Here is a 25,020-nt window from a genome sequence, read left to right on the forward strand (position 1 = left end):
GCCTTGTGGAGAGGCCGGACCCCTGCTGACGCAGAGCCCCTGAACAAGGCAGACTGGCCGTGCGACCGAGCGGGACAAGCAGGGGGTCACCATGGCCGGCGACACAGGGCACGGGCAGCAGCTCCGATTCACCGTGCTCGGGCCCGTCCGGGCCCGCCGCGGCAGGGAACTGCTGAACACCGGCTCGCCGCAGCAGCGGGCGCTCCTCGCGGCCCTGCTGCTGCGCGGCGGCCGGACCGCCACCGCGCCCGAGCTGGTGGACGCGCTGTGGGGCGACGAACCGCCGCACGCCGCCCTCGCCGCGCTGCGCACGTACGCCTCGCGGCTGCGCAAGGCCTTCGGCCGGGACGCCGACGTCCTGGTCAGCGAGTCCGGGGGCTACGCCGTCCGGGTCGGCCTCGGCTGCCTGGACATCGACCGGGCCGAGCACCTCGTGACCGAGGCGGAGAAGACGCGCGCCTCCGGCGACCGCCACCGCGCCCGCGACCTCATCAACGAAGCCCTCGGCGTGTGGGACGGCGAGCCGCTGGCCGGCCTGCCCGGCCCGTACGCGGAGACGCAGCGCACGCGCCTGGAGGAGTGGCGGCTGTCGCTCATCGAGACCCGGCTGGACCTGGACCTTGAGGTGGGCAGCCACGCCGAGGCGGTCTCGGAGCTGACGGCCCTGACCGCCGCCCACCCGCTGCGCGAGCGGCTGCGCGAGCTGCTGATGCTCGCCCTCTACCGCAGCGGCCGGCAGGCCGAGGCCCTCGCCGTCTACGCCGACACGCGCCGGCTCCTCGCCGACGAGCTGGGCGTCGATCCGTGTCCCGAGCTCTCCGAGCTCCAGCAGCGCATCCTCAACGCCGACGCCGACCTCGCCCTGCCCTTCGTCCCGGACGACCGGCCCTGCGCCGGGCCCGCGTTCATCCGGCCCGCGCAGCTGCCCGCGACGGTCTCCGACTTCACCGGGCGCGCCGCCTTCGTGGACGAGCTCGGCGACCAGCTCGCGACGTGCGACGGCCAGGTGATGGCCGTGTCGGCGGTCGCCGGCATCGGCGGCGTCGGTAAGACGACGCTGGCGGTGCACGTCGCGCACGCCGCGCGGCACCACTTCCCGGACGGGCAGCTGTACGTGGACCTGCAGGGTGCGGGTCCGCTGCCCGCCGAGCCGGAAGCAGTGCTCGGATCGTTCCTGCGGGCCCTCGGAATTCTGGATGCCGCCATTCCGGAGGGGGTGCAGGAACGGTCCGCGCTCTTCCGCTCCACCCTCGACGGCCGCCGCGTCCTCGCCCTGCTCGACAACGCCCGCGACGCCGCTCAGGTCCGCCCGCTGCTGCCCGGCACGGAGGGCTGCGCCGCCCTCGTCACGAGCCGGACGCGCATGGTGGGCCTCGCGGGGGCCCACCTCGTCGACCTGGACGTGATGAGCCCGGACGAGGCGCTGGTGCTGTTCACCCGCATCGTCGGCGCCGAGCGCGTGGAGACCGAGCGCGATGCGGCGATGGACGTCGTCGCGGCGTGCGGCTTCCTGCCGCTCGCCATCCGCATCGCCGCCTCCCGCCTCGCCGCCCGCCGGACGTGGACCGTGTCCGTGCTGGCCCGCAAGCTCGGCGACGAGCGGCGCCGCCTCGACGAGCTGCGCGCCGGCGACCTCGCCGTCAAAGCCACCTTCGAGCTGGGGTACGGGCAGCTGGAGCCGGGCCAGGCCCGCGCCTTCCGGCTGCTGGGCCTGGCGGACGGCCCGGACATCTCGCTGGCCGCCGCCGCGGCCGTCCTGGACCTGGACCTGGACGCGACCGAAGAGCTCCTGGAATCGCTCGTCGACACGTCCCTGCTGGAGTCCGCCGCACCCGGCCGGTACCGCTACCACGACCTCGTGCGCCTCTACGCGCGTGCATGCGCCGAGCGGGACGAATACCCGCCCGGGGAAGGGGCGGCCGCCCTCTCCCGGCTGCTCGACTTCTACCTGGCGACGGCCGCCGGTGTGTACGTACTGGAACGCCCCGGCGACCAGCTCCTCGCCCACCTGACACCCACGTCCCACCCGGGGCTCGTCTTCACCGACCAAAGTGCGGCGGCCGACTGGCTCTTCGCCGAGGCCGGGTGCCTGCTGGCCTGTGTCCGGCAGCACGCGTCCACCACCGGCGATACCCTGCGCCGGGCCGTGGACCTGCTGCTGGCGGCCAAGGACCTCGCCGAGTCCGGCGCCGACTCCCGCCTCTACGAGCAGGCTGCGGCAGCGCTGCTGGCCGCCGCTCAGGCGACGGGGGACACCCGGGCCGAGGGTCGTGCCCGAACCGTCCTCACACACGTCCACAGCATCGCGGGACGGTTCAACCAGGCCGACGAGCACGCCCTGCACGCCGTCCTCCTCGGCCGCGCCACGGAGGACCCCATCCCGTGCGGATACGCCTCCAACAACCGCGGCATCATCGCCACGTACCAGCAGCGTTACGAGGACGCCGAGGCCTACCTCGAGCAGGCGCTGGAGTGCTTCCGCGAGGACGGCAACCGGCCGTGCGAGGCGAGCGCCCTCAGCAATCTGGCCCGGGTCCACCTCGACACCGGGCGCATCAGCTCGGCCATCGAGCTGGCCAAGCGGGCCATCGCCATCTACCGCGAGAACAAGGTCAGCTGGCGGCTGGCGAACGGCCTGTACACCTACGGCCTGGCCCTCACCCACGCACGGCGGTTCGACGAAGCGCTGCGGCAGCTCAACAACGCCATGCCGATCTTCGTCGACAACCGGCAGCGGCTCTGGGAGGCCATGACCCACTACCGGCTGGCGGAGGTCCACCTCGCGGCCGGGCGGCCGACGGCCGCGGCCCACCACGCCGAGCAGGCGCTGAAGCTGCGTGGCATCGGCGGGGAGTGGCGGCGCAGCAACATCCTGACCGTACTGGGGCGCTCGCTCGAAGCACTGGGACAGCCGGGCCGGGCGCGCGCGTGCTGGACGGAGGCGCTGGCGGTCTACGAGCAGTTGGGGGCGCCGGAGGCGGCAGAGGTGCAAAGGCTGCTGTCGCTGGTGCCGGCGGCGTAGGGCGCGGATCGGGCTCGGATCTGGCCTGACTCGGGCTCGGATCGGGGCCCGGATCTGGCCCGGATTGGGCCCGGATTGGGCCCGAATCGGGGCGGGCTGCCGGGCGGTGGGTGGAACTCGGCGGTCCGGGGTAGCGAGCAAGGAGCGGGCCGGGCGGACTCGGCGGGCTTCGGGGTGGCATGCGCCACTCCGAACAGACGCGGAGCAGGTCCGGAACGGCCACGGGACGGCCACAGGACGGCCACGGAACGGCCCGGAAAACGCTGTCACGTGCCCGTTCATCGATCGTTTATCGCGACAGGGCAGTCTGAGTCCTGTCGATCCGTCGCGTCGGGGGGCAGACGGGTCGTAGGTGAGGCCTCACCTCAGGGGTGATCAGCCCCAGTCCCCGTCCGGCGGCCATCGGGGGAGTCGCCGGGCGGGTTCTGCATCCCAGCACCAACCCCTCACGCCAAACGACTCGCACCGACACATCGGAGTTGATCGCTATGAGCGACGAGCGCAAGCTCACGCCAGGCGTGGCCACACCGCAGGACGACCACGCCACCGGGGGGACGTTCGCAGCGGGGCAGCAGTTCGCGCCGCCGCCGGACGACCACGCCACCATCGGTGAGCCCGTCGTTCTCAAGGACAAGAACGTCCTGAAGAAGAAAAAACCCCTACCGAGTGATGACATGGTCGTCATGGACGACCACACCACGGGGGACAAGCCCAAAACCGGGCTGATCTGATCGGGCTCCCGGGGCGGGGGATTTCTGACCGGAAACATCGGCGGGCAGGAATTCCCCGGCCGGGGAGTTCGGGGGGAGAGCGCGACACGGAGGCGTTCCGGGGGAGGAAGATCCGCAGGGAACGCGCCCGGGGAAGACGTACGACGGGGGAAACGTACGGGGGAACGTACGACGGGGGAACGTACGACGGGGGTTCCGTACGGGGGACATGCACGACGGGGGAACCGCACGAAGGAACGCACGGGGGAACGCACGACGGGGGAGATCCAACGGGGGATTTCCAACGGGGGTCGTCCGACGCATGAGCAGCACGGGGGGCGTCGGACGGGGAGAAAGGCGCCACCGCACGGGGGAATGCACGGGGGAACGCAAGTCGCACAACAACTGAAGAGACAAAAGAACAACGGGGGAAATTCACGGGGGAAGCAACGGGGGAACGTGCACAACAACTGAACGCACAACAACTGAACAGGGATGTCCCAACGGGGGACTGTCAGGGGCCGGCGTCGGCAGCGCGGAGGGGAAGCCGTCGACGCCGACCCCTGCAGTCATGCGCCCAGCGGCGCCGAACTGCACACATGAGGACCGGAGTTCGCACCTGCACTTCGGTCCGAACGGCGGACGCAGTCGTCCTCACCCGCTAACTTCGCCGGCACGTGCACCACCACCGCATCACCCCCCGAATCAGAGGAGCTGGAAATGAACGGCACAAGTACGCGCATGAAGAAAGCCCTCGTCATAGCGGCGATGACCGCCATGGCGGCCGCCGGAGCCTTGGCCGCGGCGGGCCCCGCAGCCGCCGACGACCACCTGACCATGGCAACGTCGGCCGGCCTGGTGCGGATCGCGCACCCGATCGGCGACAACGCGGGCGCTCCGGGGGACGACCACGGCACCGGCGGCCGGGACGATCACGGCACATTCGTCCGGGACGACCACGGCACGGGCGGTGGCGACGACCACGGCACGGGTGGCCGCGACGACCACGGCACCATCTGGTCCGGCCTCGGCGCTGCCGCAGCGGCCCGCTAGGCTCGGCAGCTGCGCCGGCCCTGCCGGTCAGCTCGCGCCACCCAGGTCGGCCGAGTGCCAGTGCCGCGGCCGCATCCTGATCGCCACGACCGCCTCCGGGTCGGCCATGATCCTTTCCACGTGCGCGTCCACTGCCGCTTCCGTCGGCAGGTAACGGACGGCGATCTCCCTCGCCAGCTCCTCCGTCGCCGTTTCGAGCGACACGAGCTCCCCCTCGACGGAGACGTACCGGTACGTCGGAGACGTCTGGTCCACCAAGAGCGTGAATCGCCCGGCATCGGCAATGAGCTGCGCTTTGCGGGAGGCGCGGCCGGTGACGAGCACGACCTCACCGCCCGGACGGTAGAGATACCAGACGGGCACGTTCACCGGTCCGCGTCCCCCGCCCGCATCGACGGCGATCGCCGCCACGTGCGGCCCGGCCAGGAATTTCTCACGCTCTTCGACGGACAGCGGCATCGCATCCACCTCGTTCACGCTCGGGGCTCCGAAGGCCATCTTCACTCCCCGCCCCTTTACAGCGCCGAGGGCCGCGCCGCTGTTCCCCTCATCGGTCTCATCGGTCTCATCTGTCTCACCGGGCCTTCGTTCCGCCGGGCGGCCGCAGCCCGCCCTTGACCACCTTGCCGGAGGCGTTCCGCGGGAGCCCCGGGACGAACTCCACCTCGCGCGGCACCTTGTACGCGGCCATCTCGCGCCGTGCCCAGGCGATCAGCTCGTCCGCGGAAGGGACGGGACCGTCGTCCCTGCGCACCACGTAGGCCATGCCGACCTCGCCCAACCGCTGGTCCGGCACGCCCACGACGGCGGCCTCGGCTATGCCGGGATGCCGGGCGAGCAGCCGCTCCACCTCCGCGGGGTACACGTTGAAGCCCCCGACCACGAACATGTCCCTGACCCGGTCGGTGATCCGCAGATTGCCCTCGTCGTCCAGCACTCCGATGTCGCCGGTGTGCAGCCAGCCATCCACGTCGACCGCCTCCTCCGTGGCCCGCGGATCCTCGAAGTAGCCGGCCATGACCTGGTAGCCGCGCACGAGGATCTCCCCCGGGCTGCCCGGCGGCAGCGTCTTCCCCCCGGCCCCGACCACCTTGACCTCGGTGTCCGGCAGCGCCCGGCCCGCGGTGCCCGAGACGACCTCGGCGGGGTCGTTGCGCCGGCACATGGTGACGACACCGGTGGCCTCGCTCATCCCGTAGGCCGTCAGCACCGTGGGAATGCCGGCCTCCGCCCGCAGTCGCTCGACCAGCCGCGGATCCACGGCCGCCGCTCCCGTCACCACCAGCCGCAGCGACGACAGCGCGCACGCCGGCCGGGCCGGGTGGTCGAGCAGCGCCTGGTGGAGCGTGGGCGGGCCGGGCAGCACGGTGATGCGCTCCGCCGCAATGCCGGCCAGCACCGTGTCCACCGCGAAGACGGCCTGCGGCACCATCACCGCACCGCGCATGAGGCAGGCGAGCACCCCGGCCTTGTAGCCGAAGGTGTGCGAGAACGGATTGACGATCAGATAGCGGTCTCCTCTCCGCAGCCCCGCGAGATCGCACCAGACACCGAAGGTACGCAGGGTCTGCGCGTGGGTGACGACCACGCCCTTGGGCTCGCCCGTGGTGCCGGAGGTGAAGATGATGTCCGAGGGGGCGTCGGGGCTGACGGCGTCCGCCCGCACCCGTACGACCCGGGCCGGCACCGCGTCCCCCGCGGCGATGAACTCCTTCCACGTCCGGAAGCCCGGGGCCGACGGCGCGTCCTCGGCCAGCACGACGACCTGCTCCAGGTGCGGCAGCCCGGACAGGGGGATCTCCGTCCCCTCCCCCGCCTCCGTACGGCTCCGCCGGCGGTCCCGGCCGCGGCCGTATGCCGTGGGTGCGCCGCCCGCGGCCCGCCGCAGTGCAGCGACGTAGGACGTGCCCAGGAAGGTGCCGGTGACGAAGAGCAGCTTCGCCCGGGTGCGCCCGAGCACATGGGCGGCCTCGGCGCCCTTGAGCCGGGTGTTGACCGGAACGAGGACCGCGCCGGCCGTGACGGCCCCCAGGGCGGAGACGATCCAGTCGAGCGTATTCGGCGCCCAGACGGCCACGCGGTCACCGGCCTCGACGCCCGCCGCCAGGCACCCGGCGGCGGCCCGCTCGATGCGGGCGGCGAGCTGCTCGTATCCGATCCTGGTCCGGCCCTCGACCACGGCCTCGCGGTCGCCGTGGCGCGCGGCAGCCGTGCGGACCAGCCGGGGTATGGACATGAACTCCAGGTCTCCGCGCATCGCGTGCCCTCCCCGCCACCCCGGCCGGCCCAATGCTGACTGTTCGTCAGATTAGCGATACCCTTCCGCGCTGTCAGCTGGGGAAGCAGCGGTAGCAGCGGCAGGAGCAGCAAGCGCAGCAGGAGCAGCAGGGGCGACAAGAGCGGCAGCAACGACGGTGCTGAGAGCGACAGCAGCAACGACGGCCGCAGCAGTGCCGACAGCAGCGGTGGCGGCAACAGCGGCAGGGCCGGCGCCGGAGGCGGCAAGGGGATCGACCGGAGCGCGGAGGCGACGATGGCGACGAGAAGCACGACACCCGCACCTCCCCCGGCACGCAGGGGCTCACCGGCGCTCAAGGACGCCACCGCGATCGTCGGCATAGGTCAGACCCCCTTCGCCCGCCGGCTCGAAGACTCGGAGAAGTCCCTGGCCTGCCGTGCGATCCTCGCCGCGCTCGACGACGCGGGCATCCCCCCTTCCCAGGTCGACGCCTTCGCCTCCTACACCATGGAAGAGACCGACGAGGTCGAGATCGCCAAGTCCATCGGCGCGGGCGACGTGACCTTCTTCGCCAGGACCGGCTTCGGCGGCGGCGCCTCCTGCGCGACCGTCGCCCACCTGGCCACGGCGATCGCCACCGGGCAGGCGTCCGTAGGCGTCGCCTGGCGCTCCCGCAAGCGCGGCTCCGGCCCCCGCCCCTGGCGCAACACCCGGACGCAGCTCCCCACCCCCGCGCAGTGGAGCCGCCCGTACGGGCTGATCCGCCCGGTCGACGAGATCGCCATGCTGGCCCGCCGCTACATGCACGAGTACGGGGCCACCCGCGACCACTTCTTCAACGTCGCCCGCGCCTGCCGCCGCCACGCCGCCCGGAACCCGGCCGCCGTCATGCACGGGCGCCCGCTCACCCGCGAGACCTACATGACCTCGCGATGGATCAGCGAACCGCTCTGCCTCTACGACAACTGCCTGGAGACGGACGGCGCCCTGGCCTGCGTCCTCGTCTCCGCCGACCGGGCCCGCGACTGCCGCCGCTCCCCCGTCTACGTGCACTCCGCCGCGCAGGGCCTGCCCGCCCAGCACCACGGCATGGTCAACTACTGGAACGGCGACCCGCTCACCGGCCCCTCCTGGACCGCCGCCCGGCAGCTGTGGAAGACGGCCGACTTCGGCCCCGCCGACATCGACGTCGCCCAGATCTACGACGCCTTCACCCCCCTCATCCCGCTCTCCCTGGAGGGCTACGGCTTCTGCGGGCGCGGCGAGGGCGCGGCCTTCACCGAGGACGGCGCCCTCGAACGCGGCGGCCGGCTCCCGCTGAACACCGGCGGCGGCGGGCTCAGCGAGGCCTACGTGCACGGCTTCAACCTCATCACCGAAGGCGTCCGGCAACTGCGCGGCACCTCCACCGCGCAGGTGCCCGGCGCCTCGACCTGCCTGGTCACGGCGGGCGAGGGCGTCCCCACATCGGCTCTCCTGCTGAGGAGTTGAGCTCATGTCCTCCATGATGAGGGGCACCACTGACAATGGGCCGCTGCTGCCGGAGCCCGACGAGGACGGCGCGCCCTTCTGGGAGTTCGCGGCCCGCGGCGAACTCCGCGTCCAGGCCTGCGGCCTCTGCCGCGAGCTGCGGTTCCCGCCGCGCCCGTGCTGTCCTCGCTGCCAGTCCTTCGACAACGAGTGGCAGCGGATGAGCGGCCGCGGCCGGATCTGGTCGTACGTTCTGCCCCACCCGCCGCTCCTGCCCGCCTACGCCGCGCGGTCCCCTTACAACGTCGTGGTCGTGGAGCTGGCCGAGGCCCCGCGCATCCGCCTCGTCGGCAACCTCGTGGCGGCGCCGGGCGCGGACATCGACTCCGTGGACCCCGAGCAGCTCTACATCGGCGCTCCCGTGCGCGTCACCTTCGCCCGGCTCCCCGGCGGCTTCACCGTGCCGCGATGGCTGCTGGGGGCGACGTCATGAGCGGCAACGAACGAGACACCCGCCGTACGGAGGCAGCTGCGAGCGACCACAGTCCCGGGACGCAGCCGGAGGCGGCTGCGAGCGGCAGCGGCAGCGGCAGCGGCAGCGGCAGCGGCAGCGGCAGCGGCAGCGGCAGCGGCAGCGGCAGCGGCAGCGGCAGCGGCCGCCGCCGAACTCTCTGTCCTATGGCGCCGGTTCCGCTTCGACGACACTGTCCGAGCCGTCGTGCTGACCGGCGCCGGCGACCGGGCCTTCTGCACCGGCATCGACCGTTCCGCCGTCGTCCCCCAGCCGGGCTCGCCCTACTCGCTGGACGACCCCTTGCGCACCGTCGGCCCCAAGTCGGCCGACCTGTGGAAGCCGGTCGTCGCAGCGGTCGGCGGAATGGCGTGCGGAGGGGCGTTCTACCTGCTCGGCGAGGCGGAGTTCATCGTGGCCGCCGAGAACGCCACCTTCTTCGACCCGCACACGACGTACGGCATGGTCAGCGCGTACGAGACGATCCACATGGCGCAGCGCATGCCCTTCGGCGAGGCCGCCCGCCTGGCCCTGATGGGCACCGCGGAGCGGCTCTCCGCGCGGCGCGCGTACGAGATCGGCCTCGTCTCCGAGCTGACCGCGCCCGGGGAGGCCGTCGCCGCGGCCCTGCGTGCGGCCGCCGTCATCGCGGCGTGCCCGACGGAGGCGGTCCAGGGCACGGTGCGGGCGCTGTGGGCGGCGAAGGAGGCGACGCGGGAACGAGCCCTCTCCCTCGCGCCGCACCTGATCTCCCTGGGGAACCTGCCCGCGGAGGAGCAGGCACGGCTGTTCGCCTCCAGGGAGCGGGGGCACCGGCTGCGCTGAGAAGGCCCTGCCGGGCACTCGCAGCGCCGAGCGGGCTGCATCCCGCCCTGGGGGCCGCGGGGAACTGCGCGACCAGTGACGCACGACCTGCAGCCGGTCAACCGCATTCCGCGGCGCCGCGGGGCCGGCTGCCGCGACCGCATCCCCGCAATTCCGCGCCGCGTACCGTCAGCGGCGCGACGCCATCCCCGTGCCCTTGGCCGCATCCAGGGCGTACACGCAGCGGTCCTTGCTGCACGCGTACACCACGCCGCCCGCCGCAACCGGCGAGCCGGTGATCTCCCCGCCCGTGGCGAGCTTCCACCGCAGCTGGCCGCCCGCCGCGTCCACCGTGTAGAGACAGTGGTCGGCGGAGCCGAAGTGGATGCGGCCGTCGGCGATGACCGGGGAGCCCACCACGTCGCCGCCGGCGGCGAACCGCCACTTCGGCGTGCCGGTGACCGCGTCGAGCGTGTAGAGCGCGCCGCCACTGCCCAGGTGGACAGAGCCCGCCGTCACCAGCACCGGCTCCGTGGACTGCCGGGCCTCGGTGGCGATGCGCCAGCGGTCGCGGCCCGTGGCGGCGTCCAGGGCGTAGACGGTGCCCAGGTAGTCGGCGATGTAGACGCCGCCTCCGGTGACGGCGGGGCCGGGGGCGAAGGCCGGCGGGCTGAGGAACACGGCGGGCGCCTCGAAGCGCCAGCGCACGTCGCCGCGCGCCACGTCAATGGCCAGCACGCGCGTGCCCGCGGCGACGTACACGACACCGTCGGGACCGGCCAGGAGCCGTACGGGCACGCCGCCGCAGGAGGCGGTGTCGCCCACCGGGTACGACCAGCGCTCGGCGCCGGTACGGGCTTCCAGGGCCCGCAGCCGGGCGTCGGCCCAGACGTAGACCACGCCGTCGTGGACGAGTGGCCCGCAGTCCGGCGTCTCGAAGTCGGTCTGGGCGCCGCCCATCTCCCACAGCAGCTCGCCATTGGCGGCCTCCCATGCCTGGACGCCGCCGCCGCGGGTGCCCGTGACGACGGTGCCGCGGTCGGCCCGCAGGGAGTAGACCCAGCCGTCGGTGGCGAGGCGCCAGCGCTCGGCGCCGTCGGTCGCGTCCAGGGCGTAGAGCGTGGGGCCGTCGGAAGCGTGGATGCGACCGTCGGTGACTGCCATCGCCCAGGCCACGTCGCGGGTCTTGAACTGGCGCCGCCCGGTGGCCACGTCGAGGGCGTGCACCTCGAACGACGTGACGTACAGCAGCTCGCCGGCGACCGTGGGCGTGCCCCAGACGTCGTTGGACATGCGGAACCGCCAGGGCCGCCAACGCCCCTGGTCACCGGGCGCGTTGGTGGCCGCGTCGGCCGCGGGACCCGTCGCCTGGGCGGGGACGGCGGGGGCGGGAGCGGGCACTCCTGCCGGCGGGCGCACCCAGCCGGTCGCCGGACCGGTGCCCCCCGAGGAGTGCGAGTCCCGGCCGTCGGCGACCCGGGGACCCGGGCCGATGGGGACCTGCGAGCCCGCCAGCCGGACGGACGCGCCGTGCGCGGGCGGCGCCGGATAGCGGGCCGGAGGGGCGAGCGGAGCCGTACCGGCGCCGGCGCGGGAGTCGAGAGGGGCGCTCAGGCCGCCGCGCGGGTCGTGGCCGACGGGCATCGGGGAGCGGCCCGTGCCGCGCCCGTCGCCCCAGGCGGGACCGCTGTGGGCACCAGGGCCCGACGGGTCGTAGGGGGGCGCGGGGGTGGGCTGCTGCGCGGGGCGCGGTGGGGCGGCGGCCCGGCCACGGCCTCCGGCGCGGCCCGTGGCGGCCGCCGCGGGCCGCTGCCCGGCACGGCGCTGCTCGATGAGCGAGACGGCGTTGTCCGGCAGCCAGGCGGAGGCCGTGCCGCTGTCGTCGCCCCCGCCTGAGGCGAAGAGGTGCGGGGCCAGCTCGGCCTGCAGATCGGCGGGGCTGGGCCGGTGCTCGGCGGCCATCTGCATGCACGAGTCGATCAGGGGCCGCAGCTCGTCGGGCAGGCCGCTCAGGTCGGGGCCCTCGCGGAGCAGCATGAAGACGGTCTCCACGGGGTTCGCGCCGTGGAAGGGGGCGTGGCCGGTGGCCGCGAAGACGAGGGTGGAGCCGAGGGAGAAGATGTCGCTGGAGCCGGTGACGCTGCGGGAGTCCCGCGCCTGCTCGGGCGACATGTAGGCGGGCGTGCCGACGGCGACGTTGGTCATCGTCAGCCGGGTGTTGGAGACGCCGGAGGCGATGCCGAAGTCGATGACGCGCGGGCCGTCCTCCACGACCAGCACGTTCGACGGCTTCAGGTCGCGGTGGACGAGGCCGGCGCCGTGGATGGACTGCAGGGCCTCGGCGATGCCGGCCGCGAGCCAGCGCACGGCCTGGGCGGGCAGGGGCCCGCACTCGTTGACGATCTCCTCGAGGGAGGGCGCGGGCACGTACGCGGTGGCGAGCCACGGCACGGCGGCGCGCGGGTCGGCGTCGACGACGGCCGCGGTGTAGAAGCCGCTGACCGCGCGGGCCGCCTCCACCTCGCGGGTGAAGCGCACCCTGAAGAGCTGATCCTCGGCGAGCTCCGTGCGCACCGTCTTGATCGCCACCCGCCGGCCGGACGCCGAGCGGGCGAGATAGACCAGCCCCATGCCACCGGCACCGAGTCGGCCGAGCACCTCGAACGGGCCGATCCGTCTCGGGTCGTGCTGCGTAAGCTGCTCCACCACTGACCTGCCACCTCCCCGTCGGGGCTTGAAGGGTTTCAGCCCCGTGCAGCGTCTCACCGCGAATTATCCCGGGGTACGCATGCTGATTCTTCCTGGCGAACGACGCGGTGGCGAAACCGGGTCGCGCTTCACCTTCTCTCCACCACATGCGGAACGACTCGTCCCGCGCCTCCTACCCCCGCTTCCCGTGCGTGACCCGCCGCCGTCCCCGGGAACTTCCGCCATGCCCCGCGGGGTGTGTCACGACTGCCACCGTAGCGGGCGGAGGGGGTCTTCCGGCGGGCCTGTGGACAACCGTGCGAAGGGTCTCCGGTGAGCATTGTCCACAGGCTGTTGATAAGAGGATTCACCGGTACGGGCCAATCCCCGGCGATCTTCCAAGAGTCCCCCGCAACCCCTCTGAGCTGGCCTTACACCCCACTTCAGACCCCTGCCCCCATTTGCATGCGGCCGGATCGCGCTCCGATCACCCCTCGGTAAGCTGACGGCATGACAGGACAAGTACGCACCGTCGACGGCCGCGTGGCCGGTCGGCGCGGCCAGGCGACGCGGCAGAAGCTGCTCGACTGCCTCAGCGAAATGCTCAGCTCCTCTCCCTACCGCGACGTCAAGGTCATCGACGTCGCCCGCAAGGCCGGCACCTCGCCCGCGACCTTCTACCAGTACTTCCCGGACGTCGAGGGCGCCGTCCTCGAGATCGCCGAGGAGATGGCGAAGGAGGGCGCGGGCCTGACCGGGCTCGTCGCCGGGCGGTCCTGGGTCGGCAAGTCCGGCTGGCAGGCCGCCGAGGAGCTCGTGGACGGCTTCCTCGGGTTCTGGCGCAAGCACGACGCCATCCTCCGGGTGGTCGACCTCGGGGCGGCCGAGGGCGACAAGCGGTTCTACAAGATCCGCATGAAGATCCTCAACGCCGTCACCAGCTCCCTCACGGACTCCGTCAAGGAGCTCCAGTCCAAGGGCAAGCTGGACAAGGACGTGAACCCCGCGGCGATCGCCGGGTCGCTCGTCGCCATGCTCGCCGCGGTGGCCTCGCACCAGAAGGGCTTCCAGAGCTGGGGCGTCAAGCAGGCCGAGCTCAAGCCGAACCTGGCCCTCCTCGTCCACCTGGGCATCACGGGCAAGAAGCCGACGAAGTAGCGTCCGGCGGCTTCCAGCGCACTCCGGCACCTCGTACGTCTGCGCGTCCGTACCCCTGCACGTCCTGTCATCGCAGCGGCGGGCCCCCACCGGCCGGGCCCGGAGGGGGCCCGCCGCCGTGATTTTCAACGGCTACGTCATTTTCACCGGCTACCGGCCGGTCACCGCCGCTCCAGCCGGAACAGCCGGATCTCCCGTTCCACGCGCGCCTGGTAGCGCGCGTACGGCGGCCAGAACGCCACCACGCCCGCCCACGCGGCCTCCCGCTCGGCGCCGCGCAGCAGCCTCGCCCGCACCGGCACGTCACTCCCCTTCCAGCTGATCTCCGCCTCCGGGTGCGCCAGCAGGTTCGCCGACCACGCAGGGTGACCCGGGCGCCCGAAGTTGCTCCCCACGAGCACCCATGCGACCGGCGCGCCCCTCGGGCCCTCCGGCATGCAGGCGAGCGGCGTGCGCCGCGGCAGTCCGGTACGGGCACCCGTCGACGTGAGCACCAGGCCGGGCAGCAGGCGATTGCTGAGCAGCGTCCTGCCGCCCGTCAGCCGGTGCACCGCGCGGTCCAGGGCCGGGACGCAGTGCGGCGCGATCCTCGCGAACGTGCGGGTCGACGAGACCCGCTGCACCATGCGCTCCACGCGCTCCGCCGCGGCGGCCTTCACGGGGCCACCGCTTCCCGGTCCGTCCGCCCGGCAAACAGGCCTGCGAGATCCGCGGCCCGGGCCCGCAGCCGGTCCGGGGGCCCGAAGAGCAGGCCGTCCGAAGCAGCCCGTTTGAAGTACAGCTGGACGTCGTGCTCCCACGTCACCCCGATACCTCCATGAAGCTGGACGGCCTCCGCGGCCACCGACTGCAACGTCTCCAGGGCCTGCGCGAGGGCGACCCCTGCGTCTCCCGCGTCCCCGCCGGATCCGCCCGAGGCGCGCGAGCCGCCCGAGCCGTCGCCCGGCGCGGCGGGCGCCGCCTCCCCAGCCGCCCATGCCGCGTAGTAGGCGGCAGAACGCGCGGCCTGCACGGACACGTACAGGTCGGCCAGACGGTGCTTGACGGCCTGGAAGGACCCGATCGGCCGCCCGAACTGCTCACGCGTCCGCACGTGTTCGATTGTTCGCTCCAGCGCCCGGTCCGCCGCGCCAACGGCCTCCGCGGCCAGCATCGCCGCGACGCTCGTGCCCAGCCGGGCCAGCGCCTCCGGCACCCCGCCGTCCGCGCCGCCGAGAAGGTCGGCCTCCGCGTCCCGTAACTCGACACAGGCCTGCGGCCGCGTCTCATCCAGGGCGGTCAGGCGCGTACGGCGCACCCCTCGGGCCACGCCGGGCCGCAGGACAAACAGCAGCGTGCGGCCGCGCACGTACCCGCCCGCCCGCGCAGCCACCAGCAGCAGCCCCGCGCTGTGCCCGTCGAGGACCTGCGCGGCCTCCCCGTACAGCCGCCAGCCCTGCCCCTCCCCCGCCTGCCGCGCCTGTATGCCGCCGGTCCTGCTGCCCCCGGCCCACGCGCCGTCCGGGGGCCCGGTGAGGCCGAGCGCCGCGGGGAGCGAGGCGCAGGGCAGCGCGAGGGCCCCTGTCAGCTCGCCGGAGGCGATACGGGGCAGCAGTTCGGTGCGCTGGGCGCGCGTGCCCAGCGCGGCGATCAGAGGGGCCACGAGACCCGCCGTGGCGAACAGCGGGGACGGCAGCAGCGCCCGGCCCGTCTCCTCGCAGGCGAGTGCGAGCTCCGTGGGGCCGCAGCCCACGCCTCCGTAGTGCCGCTCGACGGCCAGCCCGGGCAGCCCCAGCTGTTCGGCCAGCTGCCGCCACAGCGTCGCGTCGTGGCCGGCCCGGGTGCGGACGGCGGCCCGGAGCTCCTCCGGCCCGCAGCGCTTGAGCAGCAGCTCGCGCAGGGTGCGCCGGATCTCGCCCTGCTCCTGGGTGAACGCGGCGTCCATGGACAACACCCTCCCGGGATCTGACGGGCCGTCATCTTAAGTCCGGCAACCCGACTTTCCCAGCCCTTATCTGATGTAGCGTCAGTTCATGGCTGCTGTCCGCACGGCTGTCCGCCGCACCCGCAGGGTCGCCGTCGTCGGCGTCGCGCTCTCGGACTGCGGGCGGGTCGACTCCGCCACGCCCTACGACCTGCACGCGCAGGCGGCCCGGCGCGCCCTCGCCGACTCCGGGCTCGCCAAGGCCTCCGTCGACGGCCTCGCCTCCGCCGGGCTGGGCACCCTGGCCCCCATGGAGATCGCCGACCACCTGGGGCTGCGTCCCGCATGGGCCGACTCGACCTCGGTCGGCGGCGCGACCTGGGAGGTCATGGCGGCCCACGCCGCCGACGCCATCGCCGCAGGCCACGCGAACGTCGTCCTTCTGGTCTACGGCTCCACCGCCCGCGCCGACCTCAAAGCGGGCCGCCGCACCGCCGGACTCTCCCTGGGCACGCGCGGCCCGCTGCAGTTCGAGGCGCCGTACGGGCACACGCTCATCGCCAAGTACGCCATGGCCGCACGCCGCCACATGCACGAGTACGGCACCACCCTTCAACAGTTTGCCGACATCGCCGTTCAAACCCGCGCCAACGCCTTTCATAATCCGCACGCCATGTACCGCGACCCGATCACCATCGACGACGTCCTGGACGGCCCGGTGATCGCCGACCCGTTCACCAAGCTCCAGTGCTGCATCCGGTCCGACGGCGGGTGCGCCGTCCTGCTCGCGGGCGAGGACTACACCGCGGACGCCGCCCGCCCGCCGGTGTGGGTGCTGGGCGCCGGTACGGCCGTGTCCCACACGTCGATGTCGGAGTGGGAGGACTTCACCGTCTCCCCCGCCGCGCGCTCAGGACGCCTGGCCTTCGAGCGCGCGGGGGTCACCCCCGCTGAGGTGGACGTGGCCGAGCTGTACGACGCGTTCACCTATATGACGCTGGTGACCCTGGAGGACCTCGGCTTCTGCGCCAAGGGCGAGGGCGGCGCCTTCGTGGAGCACGGCAGGCTCACCGTCGGCGGCGGGCTGCCGGTCAACACCGACGGCGGCGGCCTCTCCGCCTGCCACCCCGGGATGCGGGGCCTGTTCCTCCTGGTCGAGGCCGTACGGCAGCTACGGGGCGAGGCCGAGGCGGGCCGCCAGGTCCGCAGGCGGGACGGAGAGCTCCCGAGAGTCGCCGTGGCCTCGGGCACGGGCGGCTGGTTCTGCTCCGCTGGGACACTGATCCTGGCGCGCGACTGAGCGCGCCCGTCGCGCGGGCCCCTCACCTCACCCGGTTGGATGGCCCCATGAGCGACGCCGACGCATCGGACGACACCCGTCAGCAGGACTTCCGCACCCTCCTGCGCTCCCTCCCCGTGTGGGACACGGAGCTGCCGCACTTCGACCCCGCCACCGCCCCCGCCGACCCGCTGCCCCTCTTCCAGCAGTGGCTGTCCGAGGCGGCCGCCGCCGGGTCCCCGGAGCCGCACACGATGACGCTCGCCACCGCGGACGCCACCGGCCGCCCCTCCGTGCGGACCCTGATGCTCCACGACGCCGACGAACACGGCTGGCACTTCGCCACCCACCGCACGAGCCGCAAGGGCCGCGAGCTGGCCGCACGGCCGGAGGCGGCGCTGGGCTTCTACTGGCCGGCGGTCGGCCGTCAGGTCCGCGTCCAGGGCACGGTGACGGCCGCGGGCGCCGAGGAAAGCCGGGCGGACCTGGCGAAGCGGTCCACGGGCGCGCTGGCGGCAGCGCTCGTGGGCAGGCAGAGCGAGGTGCTCTCCTCGTACGAGGAGCTGGAGCGGGCTTCGGACGCGGCCTGGGAGCGGGCCAGCCGCGAGCCGGACGCTCCGGTCGGCAGCTGGACGCTCTACGTCCTGCAGGCGCAGGAGGTCGAGTTCTTCCAGGGTGACGCCCGGCGCCGCCACGTGCGCCTGAACTACCGCCGCAGCCCGTCCGCGGAGAGCGGCTGGGCCACCGAGCTGCTCTGGCCCTGAGCGGGGGCCGGGACGAGTGTGAAGACCGGCACGGAAAGGGGTGGCCGCCCTGCCGGCAGCGCCCCTTCCAGTATCCGGAAGGTGACGGTGAGCGGCATACCGATGCGCAGTTCGCCCTCCTCGCAGCCGACTATTTCGGTCATCATCCGCGGGCCTTCGGCGAGGTCCACCACGGCCGCCGTGTAGGGCAGCCGTCCGCCGAAGGGCGGCAGGTCGTTCACATGGACCACTGACCAGGTGTAGAGCACGGCACGGCCGCTCGCCGCCTCCCAGACGACGTCCTCGCTCCAGCAGCGCGGGCAGAACTCCCGGGGATAGTGGTGCGCCTGCCCGCAGCCGGCCGCGCGGCACCGGCGCACGAGCAGCCGGCCCCGGCCCGCCGCCTCCCAGTAGGGACGGGTGAAGGCGTCGGCTTCCGGAACGTCGAATCGCGGCACGGTCGGCGCAGGCGGCCGATTCGCATGCAATGCCTCAACCCCCTTGCATTTCCGGGCCCCTTTCCGGGCATCAGCCCTGCCCCGGCCCTCCGTTTGTTTGCCCGCAGCGCCATTCCTGACAGAACGTCAGATCTGTAGCCTGACTATACGTCAGCTTGTCGGCCATTTAGCAGGAGTGGACGAGACACGATGCTTGGATCGACTCACGGCACCCTCACCACCACCTCCCGACCGGCCCGCGTGGTGGCCTGCGGCGAGCGTCCTGGCCCCGCCGTCCACGGCCAGGCCGACGGCGCCGAGGACGTCGACGTCAGCGGCAGGCCGCTGCGCTCGGATATCCCCGACCTGGACCGGCTCTTCCGCCCCGAGACCGTCGCGGTCGTCGGCGCCTCGGACGCCGAGGGCCGCCCCAACACCGGCATCACACGGCAGCTCCTCGCCTGGTCCGAACGCGTCGGCGCACGCTTGCACCCCGTACACCCCACCCGTACCTCCGTCTTCGGCCTCCCCTGCCACCCCTCCGTCCGCGACCTGCCCGAACGCGTCGATCTCGCCGTCCTCCTCGTGGGCGACCCGCTCCCCGTCCTGGAGGAGCTCGACGGCGCCAAGGCCGCCTTCGCCGTGGCCTTCGCGGGCGGATTCGCCGAGACCGGACCGGCGGGCGCCGCCGCCCAGGCCGTCCTCGCGGACGCCGCCCGGCGCTCCGGCGTCCGCCTCCTCGGACCGAACACCAACCTCAACGCCTTCGAGCACTTCCGCGAGGACCTCGACGGCCCCGCCATCGCGCTGATCACCCAGTCAGGCCACCAGGGCCGCCCGGTCTTCGCCCTCCAGGAGCTCGGCATCCGGCTCTCCCACTGGGCACCGACCGGCAACGAAGCCGACCTGGAGTGCGCGGACTTCATCTCCTACTTCGCCGCCCGGCCCGAGGTCGGAGCGATCGCCGCGTATGTGGAAGGGCTCAAGGACGGCCGCTCGTTCCTGCTCGCCGCGGACCGGGCCGCCCGGCACAAGGTGCCCGTCGTCGCCGTCAAGGTCGGCCGCACCGAAGCCGGCGCCCGCACCGCCGCCTCCCACACCGGCAAGCTGACGGGCGCGGACGACGTGGTGGACGCCGCCATGCGGCAGTTCGGCGTGATCCGCGTCGACAGCCTGGACGAGCTGCAGGACACCGCGGCCCTGCTCGCCCGCGCCCGGCCGCCCAAGGCCCCCGGCGTCGCCGTCTATTCGATCTCGGGCGGCACCGGCGCCCACTTCGCCGACCTGGCCACGGCCGCCGGCCTCGCGCTCCCGGCCCTCTCCGCCGCGAAGCAGGACGAGCTCCACCAGTGGATACCGGAGTACCTGAGCGTCGCCAACCCCGTCGACTGCGGCGGCCACCCCGTCGGCGACGAGCGCGGACGCAAGATCATCGACGCACTGCTGGACGACCCCTCCGTGGGCGTCCTCATCTGCCCTGTCCCCGGCCCCTTCCCTCCCATGAGCGACCGGCTCGTCCGGGACCTCGTCGCCGCGGCGGAGCGGACGGACAAGCTGGTCTGCGTCGTCTGGGGCTCCCCGGTCGGCACCGAGGACGCCTATCGCACCACCCTGCTCGGTTCCTCGCGCGTGGCCACCTTCCGCACCTTCTCCAACTGCATCACCGCCGTAAGCGCCTACCTCGCCCACCACCGCTTCACCGACGCGTACCACTCCCCCTTCGACACCGCGCCCCGCACCCCGTCCCCCTCGGCCCGCAAGGCGCAGGAGCTCATGCGCCCGGGCGAACAGCTCAGCGAGCACGCGGCCAAGCAGCTGCTGCGCGCGTACGGCATACGCGTACCGCGCGAGCAGCTGGTGACCAGCGCGGCCGCCGCCGTGCGGGCCGCCGGGCTCGTGGGCTATCCCGTGGTGATGAAGGCGTCGGGCCCGCAGCTCGCCCACAAGACCGAACTGGGCCTGGTCAAGATCGGCCTGACCTCGGCCAGCCAGGTCCGCGACGCCTACCGCGAGCTCACCGACATCGCCCGCTACGAGGGGCTGCCGCTGGACGGCATCCTCGTCTGCCAGCTCGTGGGGCGCGGGGTGGAGATGGTCGTCGGCATCTCCCCCGACAGCCTGTTCGGCCCGACGGTGACCGTCGGCCTGGGCGGGGCGCTGGTGGAGGTCCTGCACGACACGACCGTCGCCGTGCCGCCTTTCGGAGAGGACCACGCACGCGCGATGCTCGGAGAACTGCGCGGGCGTGCCCTGCTCAACGGCGTCCGGGGGGCGCCCCCGGCCGACGTGGACGCGCTCGTGGAGACCGTCCTGCGCGTCCAGCGCATGTCCCTGGAGCTGGGCGGGGCACTTGCCGAGCTCGACATCAACCCTCTGGTGGTGCTGGAGCGCGGTCAGGGCGCCGTGGCCCTGGACGCGCTCGCCTTCTGCCACTGAACAGCGCGCGGCAGCGCGTAGAAGCAGGAGAACCCCCATGTCCCTCTCCCCCCGTGACAAACCGCGGGACAACCCGCTCGAACACAGCGGTCCCGATGACTCAGTGATACTCCACACCACTGACAACGGGGTCTCGTGGATCACGCTGAACCGGCCCGAAGTCATGAATGCCATCGCCCCTGAGCAGCGCGAATGCCTGATTTCCGAGTTGCTCCGGGCCTCCGCCGACCCGTCCGTCAGAGCCGTCGTCATCACCGCCACGGGCGCCGCGTTCTGCGCCGGGGCTGACCTGCGTGCCACCCCTTCGAGCGCAATGGACCCGGCCGTCCCTGGAGTATCAGCAGCCTCCGTCGCCTCGGGCCGGCTGCCCGGCGACGTGGCCCGTACGATCCGCCGGGGCGCGCAGCGGCTGATCGCCGCGGTGCTGGACTGCGAGAAACCCGTGATCGCCGCCGTGAACGGCACCGCCGCCGGCCTGGGCGCCCACCTCGCGCTGGCCTGCGATCTCGTCCTGGCCGCCGAATCCGCCACCTTCGTGGAGGTGTTCGTCCGCCGCGGCCTGGTTCCCGACGGCGGCGGCGCGTACCTCCTGCCGCGGCTGGTGGGGCCGCAGCGGGCGAAGGAGCTGATGTTCTTCGGTGACGCCCTCACCGCCGCCGAGGCGGAGCGGATGGGGCTGGTCAACCGTGTCGTGGCCGGGGCGGGGCTGGCCGCGACGGCCAGCTCGTGGGCCGAGCGCCTGGCCACCGGCCCGACGCGGGCACTCGCCCTCACCAAGCAACTGGTCAACGCCTCGCTGGACAGTGACCGTACGGCGGCGTTCGCGGCCGAGGCCGCCGCCCAGGAGATCAACATGACGACGGAGGACGCGCAGGAGGGCGTCAACAGCTTCCTCGAACACCGCAGCCCCGTCTACCGCGGACACTAGAACGCCGAAGGCCCTCGCGCGGCGTCGCACGAAACCCTTCAAAGCTGACGCTCCATCAACTTCAATGGGTCCATGATGGGACACGCAGGCATGGCCGCCCTCGCCGTCCGCTATCTGCGGCCCGCCGGCCCACCGGCACCCGAGACGCGGCCGCCCGACCCGATGCCCCGCCCGGCACTGCGGGCCGTCCGAGCGGACGAACAGCCTCCGCCCGCGCCGCGGGAACTGCGCCGCGTCCTCGGCCGGTTCGCCAGCGGCGTCACCGTGATCACCGCACCCGGAGCCGGCGGCGAGCCCCCCGCCGGCTTCGCGTGCCAGTCCTTCGCCTCGCTCTCCCTCGACCCGCCGCTCGTGGTCTTCATGGTGGGCCGTACGTCGACGACATGGCCGCGCATCGCACGTGCCGGAGTCTTCTGCGTCAACATCCTGGGCGCCGGGCAGGGCGCACTCTGCCGGGCCTTCGCGGTCAGCGGCGCAGAGGCTGCCGACAAGTTCGCGGGCGTGCGGCACAGCCCTGCGCCCGTGACGGGCTCACCCCTGCTCGCGGGCGTGCCCGCATGGGTCGACTGTGAGATCCACGCCGTGCACACCGGCGGGGACCATCTCATCGTCGTGGGGCGCGTCGAGGCCCTGGGCGCGGAGGAGGACGAGGGAGGAGACGGGGACGAGAGCACGGACGAGAACGGGCCGCTGATCTTTCACAGGAGCACGTTCGGGAGGTTCACCGCCTTCGACGCGTGACGCCCGCCTCCTGCCCGCTCCTTACGTCCTCGCCACTTCTTGGCTTACTCGCCGCTTCTTGGCTCCCTCGCTACTTCTTGTGCTTGACGATCTTCGTCAGTACGTACCGCTTGCCCGAGCCCGGCTTGCCGATCTCGTGGTACAGCCGCGGCTCCTTGGCGGTGCCGCTGACGCTCCAGTTGCGCTTGAGCTCGCACGAGCCGATGCGCAGGGACATGCCCTCGATCTTCCCGCCGCCCTTGACCGGCTTCCATGTGCCCGCGCCGTCGCAGTCCGTCGGCCTGTCCTTGCCGGTGCCGTCCCACACGTAGTTGTCGAGCCCGTCGGCCACCGCCGCGCCGTCCTCGGCCAGCCTGACCGTCCCGCCGCGGCCGTCGGTCCAGGTGCCCGCCAGCTGCTCTGTGTCGAACCGGGGCGGCTGGTAGACGCTGACCAGGCCGGTGCCGTAGACCGCAGCGCCCACCGCACCGACGGCGAGCCAGGCGAGGGCTCCGTCGCGCGACACCCTCCGCGCCATGCGCGTGGCCCGCCCCTCGCGTACGCGTCGGCCGGCGGCTCCGGCGATCAGGGTGGCGGGCAGCAGGGCAGCCGTGAGGGAAGCCCACCACAGGAGGTACTTCACGGGGGACGCGGGAGAGAGGCTGCCGAGCGCCGACACCCCGCCGAACACGGCCACCGCAACGGCCGACACGACGGGCACCGCAGCTGCGTTCCACAGCGGGCCCTCGCGGCGCCCGGGGCGCCGAGTGACGCGCCGGGCGAGCGCCAGGGCCGGCATGACGGCCACAGCCGTGACGAAGCCGCTGACGAGGACACTGAGCAGAGCGACGACGAACACGACGGCGGCGATCATCATGAGGCCGTGGGGCAGGCCTTCGTGCTCACGCGAGAGCATCACGAGGACGCCGAGGGTCCCCGCGACCGCGACCTCCGCGCACAGCCCGGCCATCGACGCGCAGAACGCCGCGCCGAAGCCGTCCGGGTGCATCACATGCCCCTGCGCCCGAGGCGTCTCCTCGGATCCAGAGCCGGAGCCGGACCCTGTCCCCGCCCCGGTCCGGGACACGGCTTCGGCCCCGTCCCCGGACTCCGCCTTCGCGTCGGCCGGCGCCGCTTTCGGTACCGCGCCCGGCCCAGCCTGCTGTGTCATCGCTGCCCCTCTCTCCAAGAAGGATTCCCCCAGCGGCTGAGAGGTTGCTTTCGCCGGCCGAATGATCCGCCTTGCTCCGACTTGCCCTGATGCAGACGGGCCGGACCCGGGTGCCGGAAGCATCAGGGCGTGGCATGAACAAACAACACATCCGGGCGCAGGGCGGCGCAAGACCTCCGGTGCCGATCGCAGCCGGGATCACACCTCCGCTGCGGCCGGCAGCCCGGCCGCTGCCCGTGGGCGCCTGCGGATGACCAGGGCCATGAGCGCCGCCACGGCGCACAGCGCGCCCGAGGCGTACCAGACGACGTCGTACGAACCGAAGGCGTCACGGGCCAGCCCGCCGAGGAACGCCACCACAGCGGCACCGACCTGGTGGGAGGCGAGCACCCAGCCGAAGACGATCGCACTGTCCTCGCCGTAGTGCTCGCGGCACAGGGCGATGGTGGGCGGCACGGTGGCGACCCAGTCGAGCCCGTAGAAGACGATGAAGAAGACCATCGGAGGGTGCACGGAGGGCGCCAGCAGCATCGGCAGGAACATCAGGGAGATGCCGCGCAGTCCGTAGTAGACGGCGAGCAGCCTGCGCGCCTCGAACCGGTCGGTGAACCAGCCGGAGGCGATGGTCCCGACGACGTCGAGGACGCCGATCACGGCGAGCAGGCCCGCGGCCGCCGTCATCGGCATGCCGTGATCGTGCGCGGCCGGCACGAAGTGGGTCTTCACCAGGCCGTTCGTGGTCGCGCCGCAGATCGCGAAGGTCCCCGCGAGGAGCCAGAAGGGGCCGGTGCGGACGGCGTCGAGCAGTGCCCTGACCGCACGCCGCGCGGCACCGGGCATGGGGGCCGGCTTCGGTACGGGGGTGTCGCTGCCGTAGGGGGCGAGGCCCACGTCCGCAGGGTGGTCGCGCAGCAGCAGCCACACGAACGGGACGACGACGAGGGCGGCGACGGACACCGTCACGGCGGCCGGTCGCCAGTCGTGGTGTTCGACGATCCAGGAGAGCAGGGGGAGGAAGACCAGCTGCCCGGAGGCTCCGGCCGCCGTAAGGATGCCGGTGACGAGACCGCGGCGGGCGCTGAACCACCGGTTGGTCACGGTCGCCGCGAAGGCCAGGGCCATCGAGCCGCTGCCGAGCCCGACGAGCACGCCCCAGCACAGCACGAGCTGCCAGGCGGCTGTCATGAAGACCGTCAGCCCGGCTCCTGCCGCGATCACGGTCAGGGCACAGGCGACGACCTTGCGGATGCCGAAGCGGTCCATCAGGGCGGCGGCGAACGGCGCCGTGAGCCCGTACAGGGCGAGGTTGACGGAGACGGCGAACCCGATCGTGCCGCGCGACCAGCCGAACTCCCCGTGGAGCGGCTCGATCAGCAGGCCGGGCAACGAGGCGAACCCCGCCGCACCGATGATCGTCACGAAGGTGACGGCGGCCACCGACCACGCGCGGTGGATGCGGCGCCGCCCGGGGCCCGTGACGGCGGGGCCGGGGCCTGCGGAGGTGCTCTCCGGGTGGGTGGGACGTCCGGTTGTCTGGGTCACGCCCTCAGCATCGGGAGCGGCTTCCCACCGGACGAGTGGCCGAAGGGACAGCATCCGCAAGGATCGGGCCACGCGGGTTGTCTGCCGACAGGTACCCGGGTCCCGGCGGGCCCCGTGGTCCGGGCGGGCTTGTCAGTGGCAGGCCGTAAGGTGACGAAAACGGCTCTTGCACGCGCCGGAGAGACGGGGGGAATGTCGTGGGCGGG

The 25,020-nt window shown here is 73.0% G+C and carries 19 protein-coding genes and 1 pseudogene; 12 read left to right on the forward strand and 8 right to left on the reverse strand.

The window, feature by feature from the left end:
• The first annotated feature begins 91 nt into the window (after positions 1 to 91).
• The 3 genes from afsR to IF61_RS0122485 all read left to right on the forward strand — a co-directional run bounded on the left by afsR (position 92) and on the right by IF61_RS0122485 (position 4,785).
• Positions 92 to 3,022 carry an SARP-family global regulator AfsR gene (gene afsR / locus IF61_RS0122475; protein WP_030368305.1) on the forward strand — a complete coding sequence of 977 codons (2,931 nt, stop codon included), beginning with the start codon at positions 92 to 94 and terminating at the stop codon, positions 3,020 to 3,022.
• A 488-nt stretch (positions 3,023 to 3,510) separates the two neighbouring features.
• Positions 3,511 to 3,753: a hypothetical protein gene (locus IF61_RS0122480; protein WP_030368306.1), complete on the forward strand. Its 243-nt coding sequence runs from the start codon at positions 3,511 to 3,513 to the stop codon at positions 3,751 to 3,753.
• Between the two features lie 699 nt (positions 3,754 to 4,452).
• Complete coding sequence (locus tag IF61_RS0122485) at positions 4,453 to 4,785, forward strand: hypothetical protein (protein WP_157848650.1); 333 nt, start codon at positions 4,453 to 4,455, stop codon at positions 4,783 to 4,785.
• A 27-nt stretch (positions 4,786 to 4,812) separates the two neighbouring features.
• Here the strand turns inward: IF61_RS0122485 and IF61_RS0122490 are convergent, their stop codons facing one another.
• Both IF61_RS0122490 and IF61_RS0122495 read right to left on the reverse strand, forming a co-directional pair.
• On the reverse strand, positions 4,813 to 5,244 hold the full coding sequence (locus tag IF61_RS0122490) for a pyridoxamine 5'-phosphate oxidase family protein (RefSeq protein WP_030368308.1): 432 nt from the start codon (positions 5,242 to 5,244) through the stop codon (positions 4,813 to 4,815).
• A gap of 115 nt (positions 5,245 to 5,359) precedes the next feature.
• Complete coding sequence (locus tag IF61_RS0122495) at positions 5,360 to 7,042, reverse strand: AMP-binding protein (RefSeq protein WP_030368309.1); 1,683 nt, start codon at positions 7,040 to 7,042, stop codon at positions 5,360 to 5,362.
• A 276-nt stretch (positions 7,043 to 7,318) separates the two neighbouring features.
• On the opposite strand from IF61_RS0122495, the gene IF61_RS0122500 reads away from it, so the two are divergent.
• The 3 genes and pseudogenes from IF61_RS0122500 to IF61_RS0122510 all read left to right on the forward strand — a co-directional run.
• A complete protein-coding gene (locus IF61_RS0122500; RefSeq protein ID WP_052392937.1) occupies positions 7,319 to 8,515 on the forward strand; it encodes a lipid-transfer protein in 1,197 nt (398 codons plus the stop codon).
• Positions 8,516 to 8,519: 4 nt separating this feature from the next.
• Positions 8,520 to 8,987: a Zn-ribbon domain-containing OB-fold protein gene (locus IF61_RS0122505; protein ID WP_107043100.1), complete on the forward strand. Its 468-nt coding sequence runs from the start codon at positions 8,520 to 8,522 to the stop codon at positions 8,985 to 8,987.
• Positions 8,988 to 9,152: 165 nt separating this feature from the next.
• Positions 9,153 to 9,830, forward strand: a pseudogene (locus IF61_RS0122510) (enoyl-CoA hydratase/isomerase family protein); the annotation flags it as partial.
• Between the two features lie 168 nt (positions 9,831 to 9,998).
• Here the strand turns inward: IF61_RS0122510 and afsK are convergent.
• Positions 9,999 to 12,518 carry a protein serine/threonine kinase AfsK gene (afsK, locus tag IF61_RS0122515; protein ID WP_030368313.1) on the reverse strand — a complete coding sequence of 840 codons (2,520 nt, stop codon included), beginning with the start codon at positions 12,516 to 12,518 and terminating at the stop codon, positions 9,999 to 10,001.
• A 489-nt stretch (positions 12,519 to 13,007) separates the two neighbouring features.
• Between afsK and IF61_RS0122520 the strand changes: the two genes are divergently transcribed.
• A complete protein-coding gene (locus IF61_RS0122520) occupies positions 13,008 to 13,655 on the forward strand; it encodes a TetR family transcriptional regulator (protein ID WP_030368314.1) in 648 nt (215 codons plus the stop codon).
• Positions 13,656 to 13,816: 161 nt separating this feature from the next.
• Here the strand turns inward: IF61_RS0122520 and IF61_RS0122525 are convergent, their stop codons facing one another.
• Positions 13,817 to 14,281: a nitroreductase family deazaflavin-dependent oxidoreductase gene (locus tag IF61_RS0122525; RefSeq protein WP_030368315.1), complete on the reverse strand. Its 465-nt coding sequence runs from the start codon at positions 14,279 to 14,281 to the stop codon at positions 13,817 to 13,819.
• Positions 14,282 to 14,310: 29 nt separating this feature from the next.
• Positions 14,311 to 15,579, reverse strand: coding sequence for an acyl-CoA dehydrogenase family protein (locus IF61_RS0122530; RefSeq protein ID WP_030368316.1), 1,269 nt, complete (start codon positions 15,577 to 15,579; stop codon positions 14,311 to 14,313).
• 88 nt (positions 15,580 to 15,667) lie between these two features.
• On the opposite strand from IF61_RS0122530, the gene IF61_RS0122535 reads away from it, so the two are divergent.
• Together IF61_RS0122535 and IF61_RS0122540 are read left to right on the forward strand one after the other, a co-directional pair.
• Positions 15,668 to 16,858, forward strand: coding sequence for a thiolase C-terminal domain-containing protein (locus tag IF61_RS0122535; protein ID WP_030368317.1), 1,191 nt, complete (start codon positions 15,668 to 15,670; stop codon positions 16,856 to 16,858).
• Positions 16,859 to 16,905: 47 nt separating this feature from the next.
• A complete protein-coding gene (locus IF61_RS0122540; protein WP_030368318.1) occupies positions 16,906 to 17,601 on the forward strand; it encodes a pyridoxine/pyridoxamine 5'-phosphate oxidase in 696 nt (231 codons plus the stop codon).
• On the opposite strand, the gene IF61_RS0122545 is transcribed toward IF61_RS0122540, so the two are convergent.
• The gene (locus tag IF61_RS0122545) at positions 17,544 to 18,068 is read right to left on the reverse strand and encodes a Zn-ribbon domain-containing OB-fold protein (protein ID WP_078660413.1); all 525 of its coding nucleotides are present in this window, start codon (positions 18,066 to 18,068) and stop codon (positions 17,544 to 17,546) included. The genes IF61_RS0122540 and IF61_RS0122545 overlap by 58 nt on opposite strands.
• A 159-nt stretch (positions 18,069 to 18,227) precedes the next feature.
• Between IF61_RS0122545 and IF61_RS0122550 the strand changes: the two genes are divergently transcribed.
• From IF61_RS0122550 to IF61_RS0122560, 3 genes are all read left to right on the forward strand, one after another.
• A complete protein-coding gene (locus IF61_RS0122550) occupies positions 18,228 to 20,453 on the forward strand; it encodes an acetate--CoA ligase family protein (protein ID WP_030368320.1) in 2,226 nt (741 codons plus the stop codon).
• Positions 20,454 to 20,490: 37 nt separating this feature from the next.
• On the forward strand, positions 20,491 to 21,381 hold the full coding sequence (locus IF61_RS0122555; RefSeq protein ID WP_052392938.1) for an enoyl-CoA hydratase/isomerase family protein: 891 nt from the start codon (positions 20,491 to 20,493) through the stop codon (positions 21,379 to 21,381).
• Positions 21,382 to 21,453: 72 nt separating this feature from the next.
• Positions 21,454 to 22,122 carry a flavin reductase family protein gene (locus tag IF61_RS0122560; RefSeq protein WP_397945818.1) on the forward strand — a complete coding sequence of 223 codons (669 nt, stop codon included), beginning with the start codon at positions 21,454 to 21,456 and terminating at the stop codon, positions 22,120 to 22,122.
• A 70-nt stretch (positions 22,123 to 22,192) separates the two neighbouring features.
• On the opposite strand, the gene IF61_RS0122565 is transcribed toward IF61_RS0122560, so the two are convergent.
• Entirely contained in the window at positions 22,193 to 23,110 is a 918-nt protein-coding gene (locus IF61_RS0122565) for a hypothetical protein (protein WP_030368323.1), read from the reverse strand.
• 360 nt (positions 23,111 to 23,470) lie between these two features.
• Positions 23,471 to 24,814, reverse strand: a complete 1,344-nt coding sequence (locus IF61_RS0122570; RefSeq protein WP_030368324.1) for an MFS transporter — start codon at positions 24,812 to 24,814, stop codon at positions 23,471 to 23,473.
• Positions 24,815 to 25,020 lie beyond the last annotated feature (206 nt).

The organism is Streptomyces roseoverticillatus, from assembly GCF_000719265.1.
GTDB lineage: Bacteria > Actinomycetota > Actinomycetes > Streptomycetales > Streptomycetaceae > Streptomyces > Streptomyces roseoverticillatus.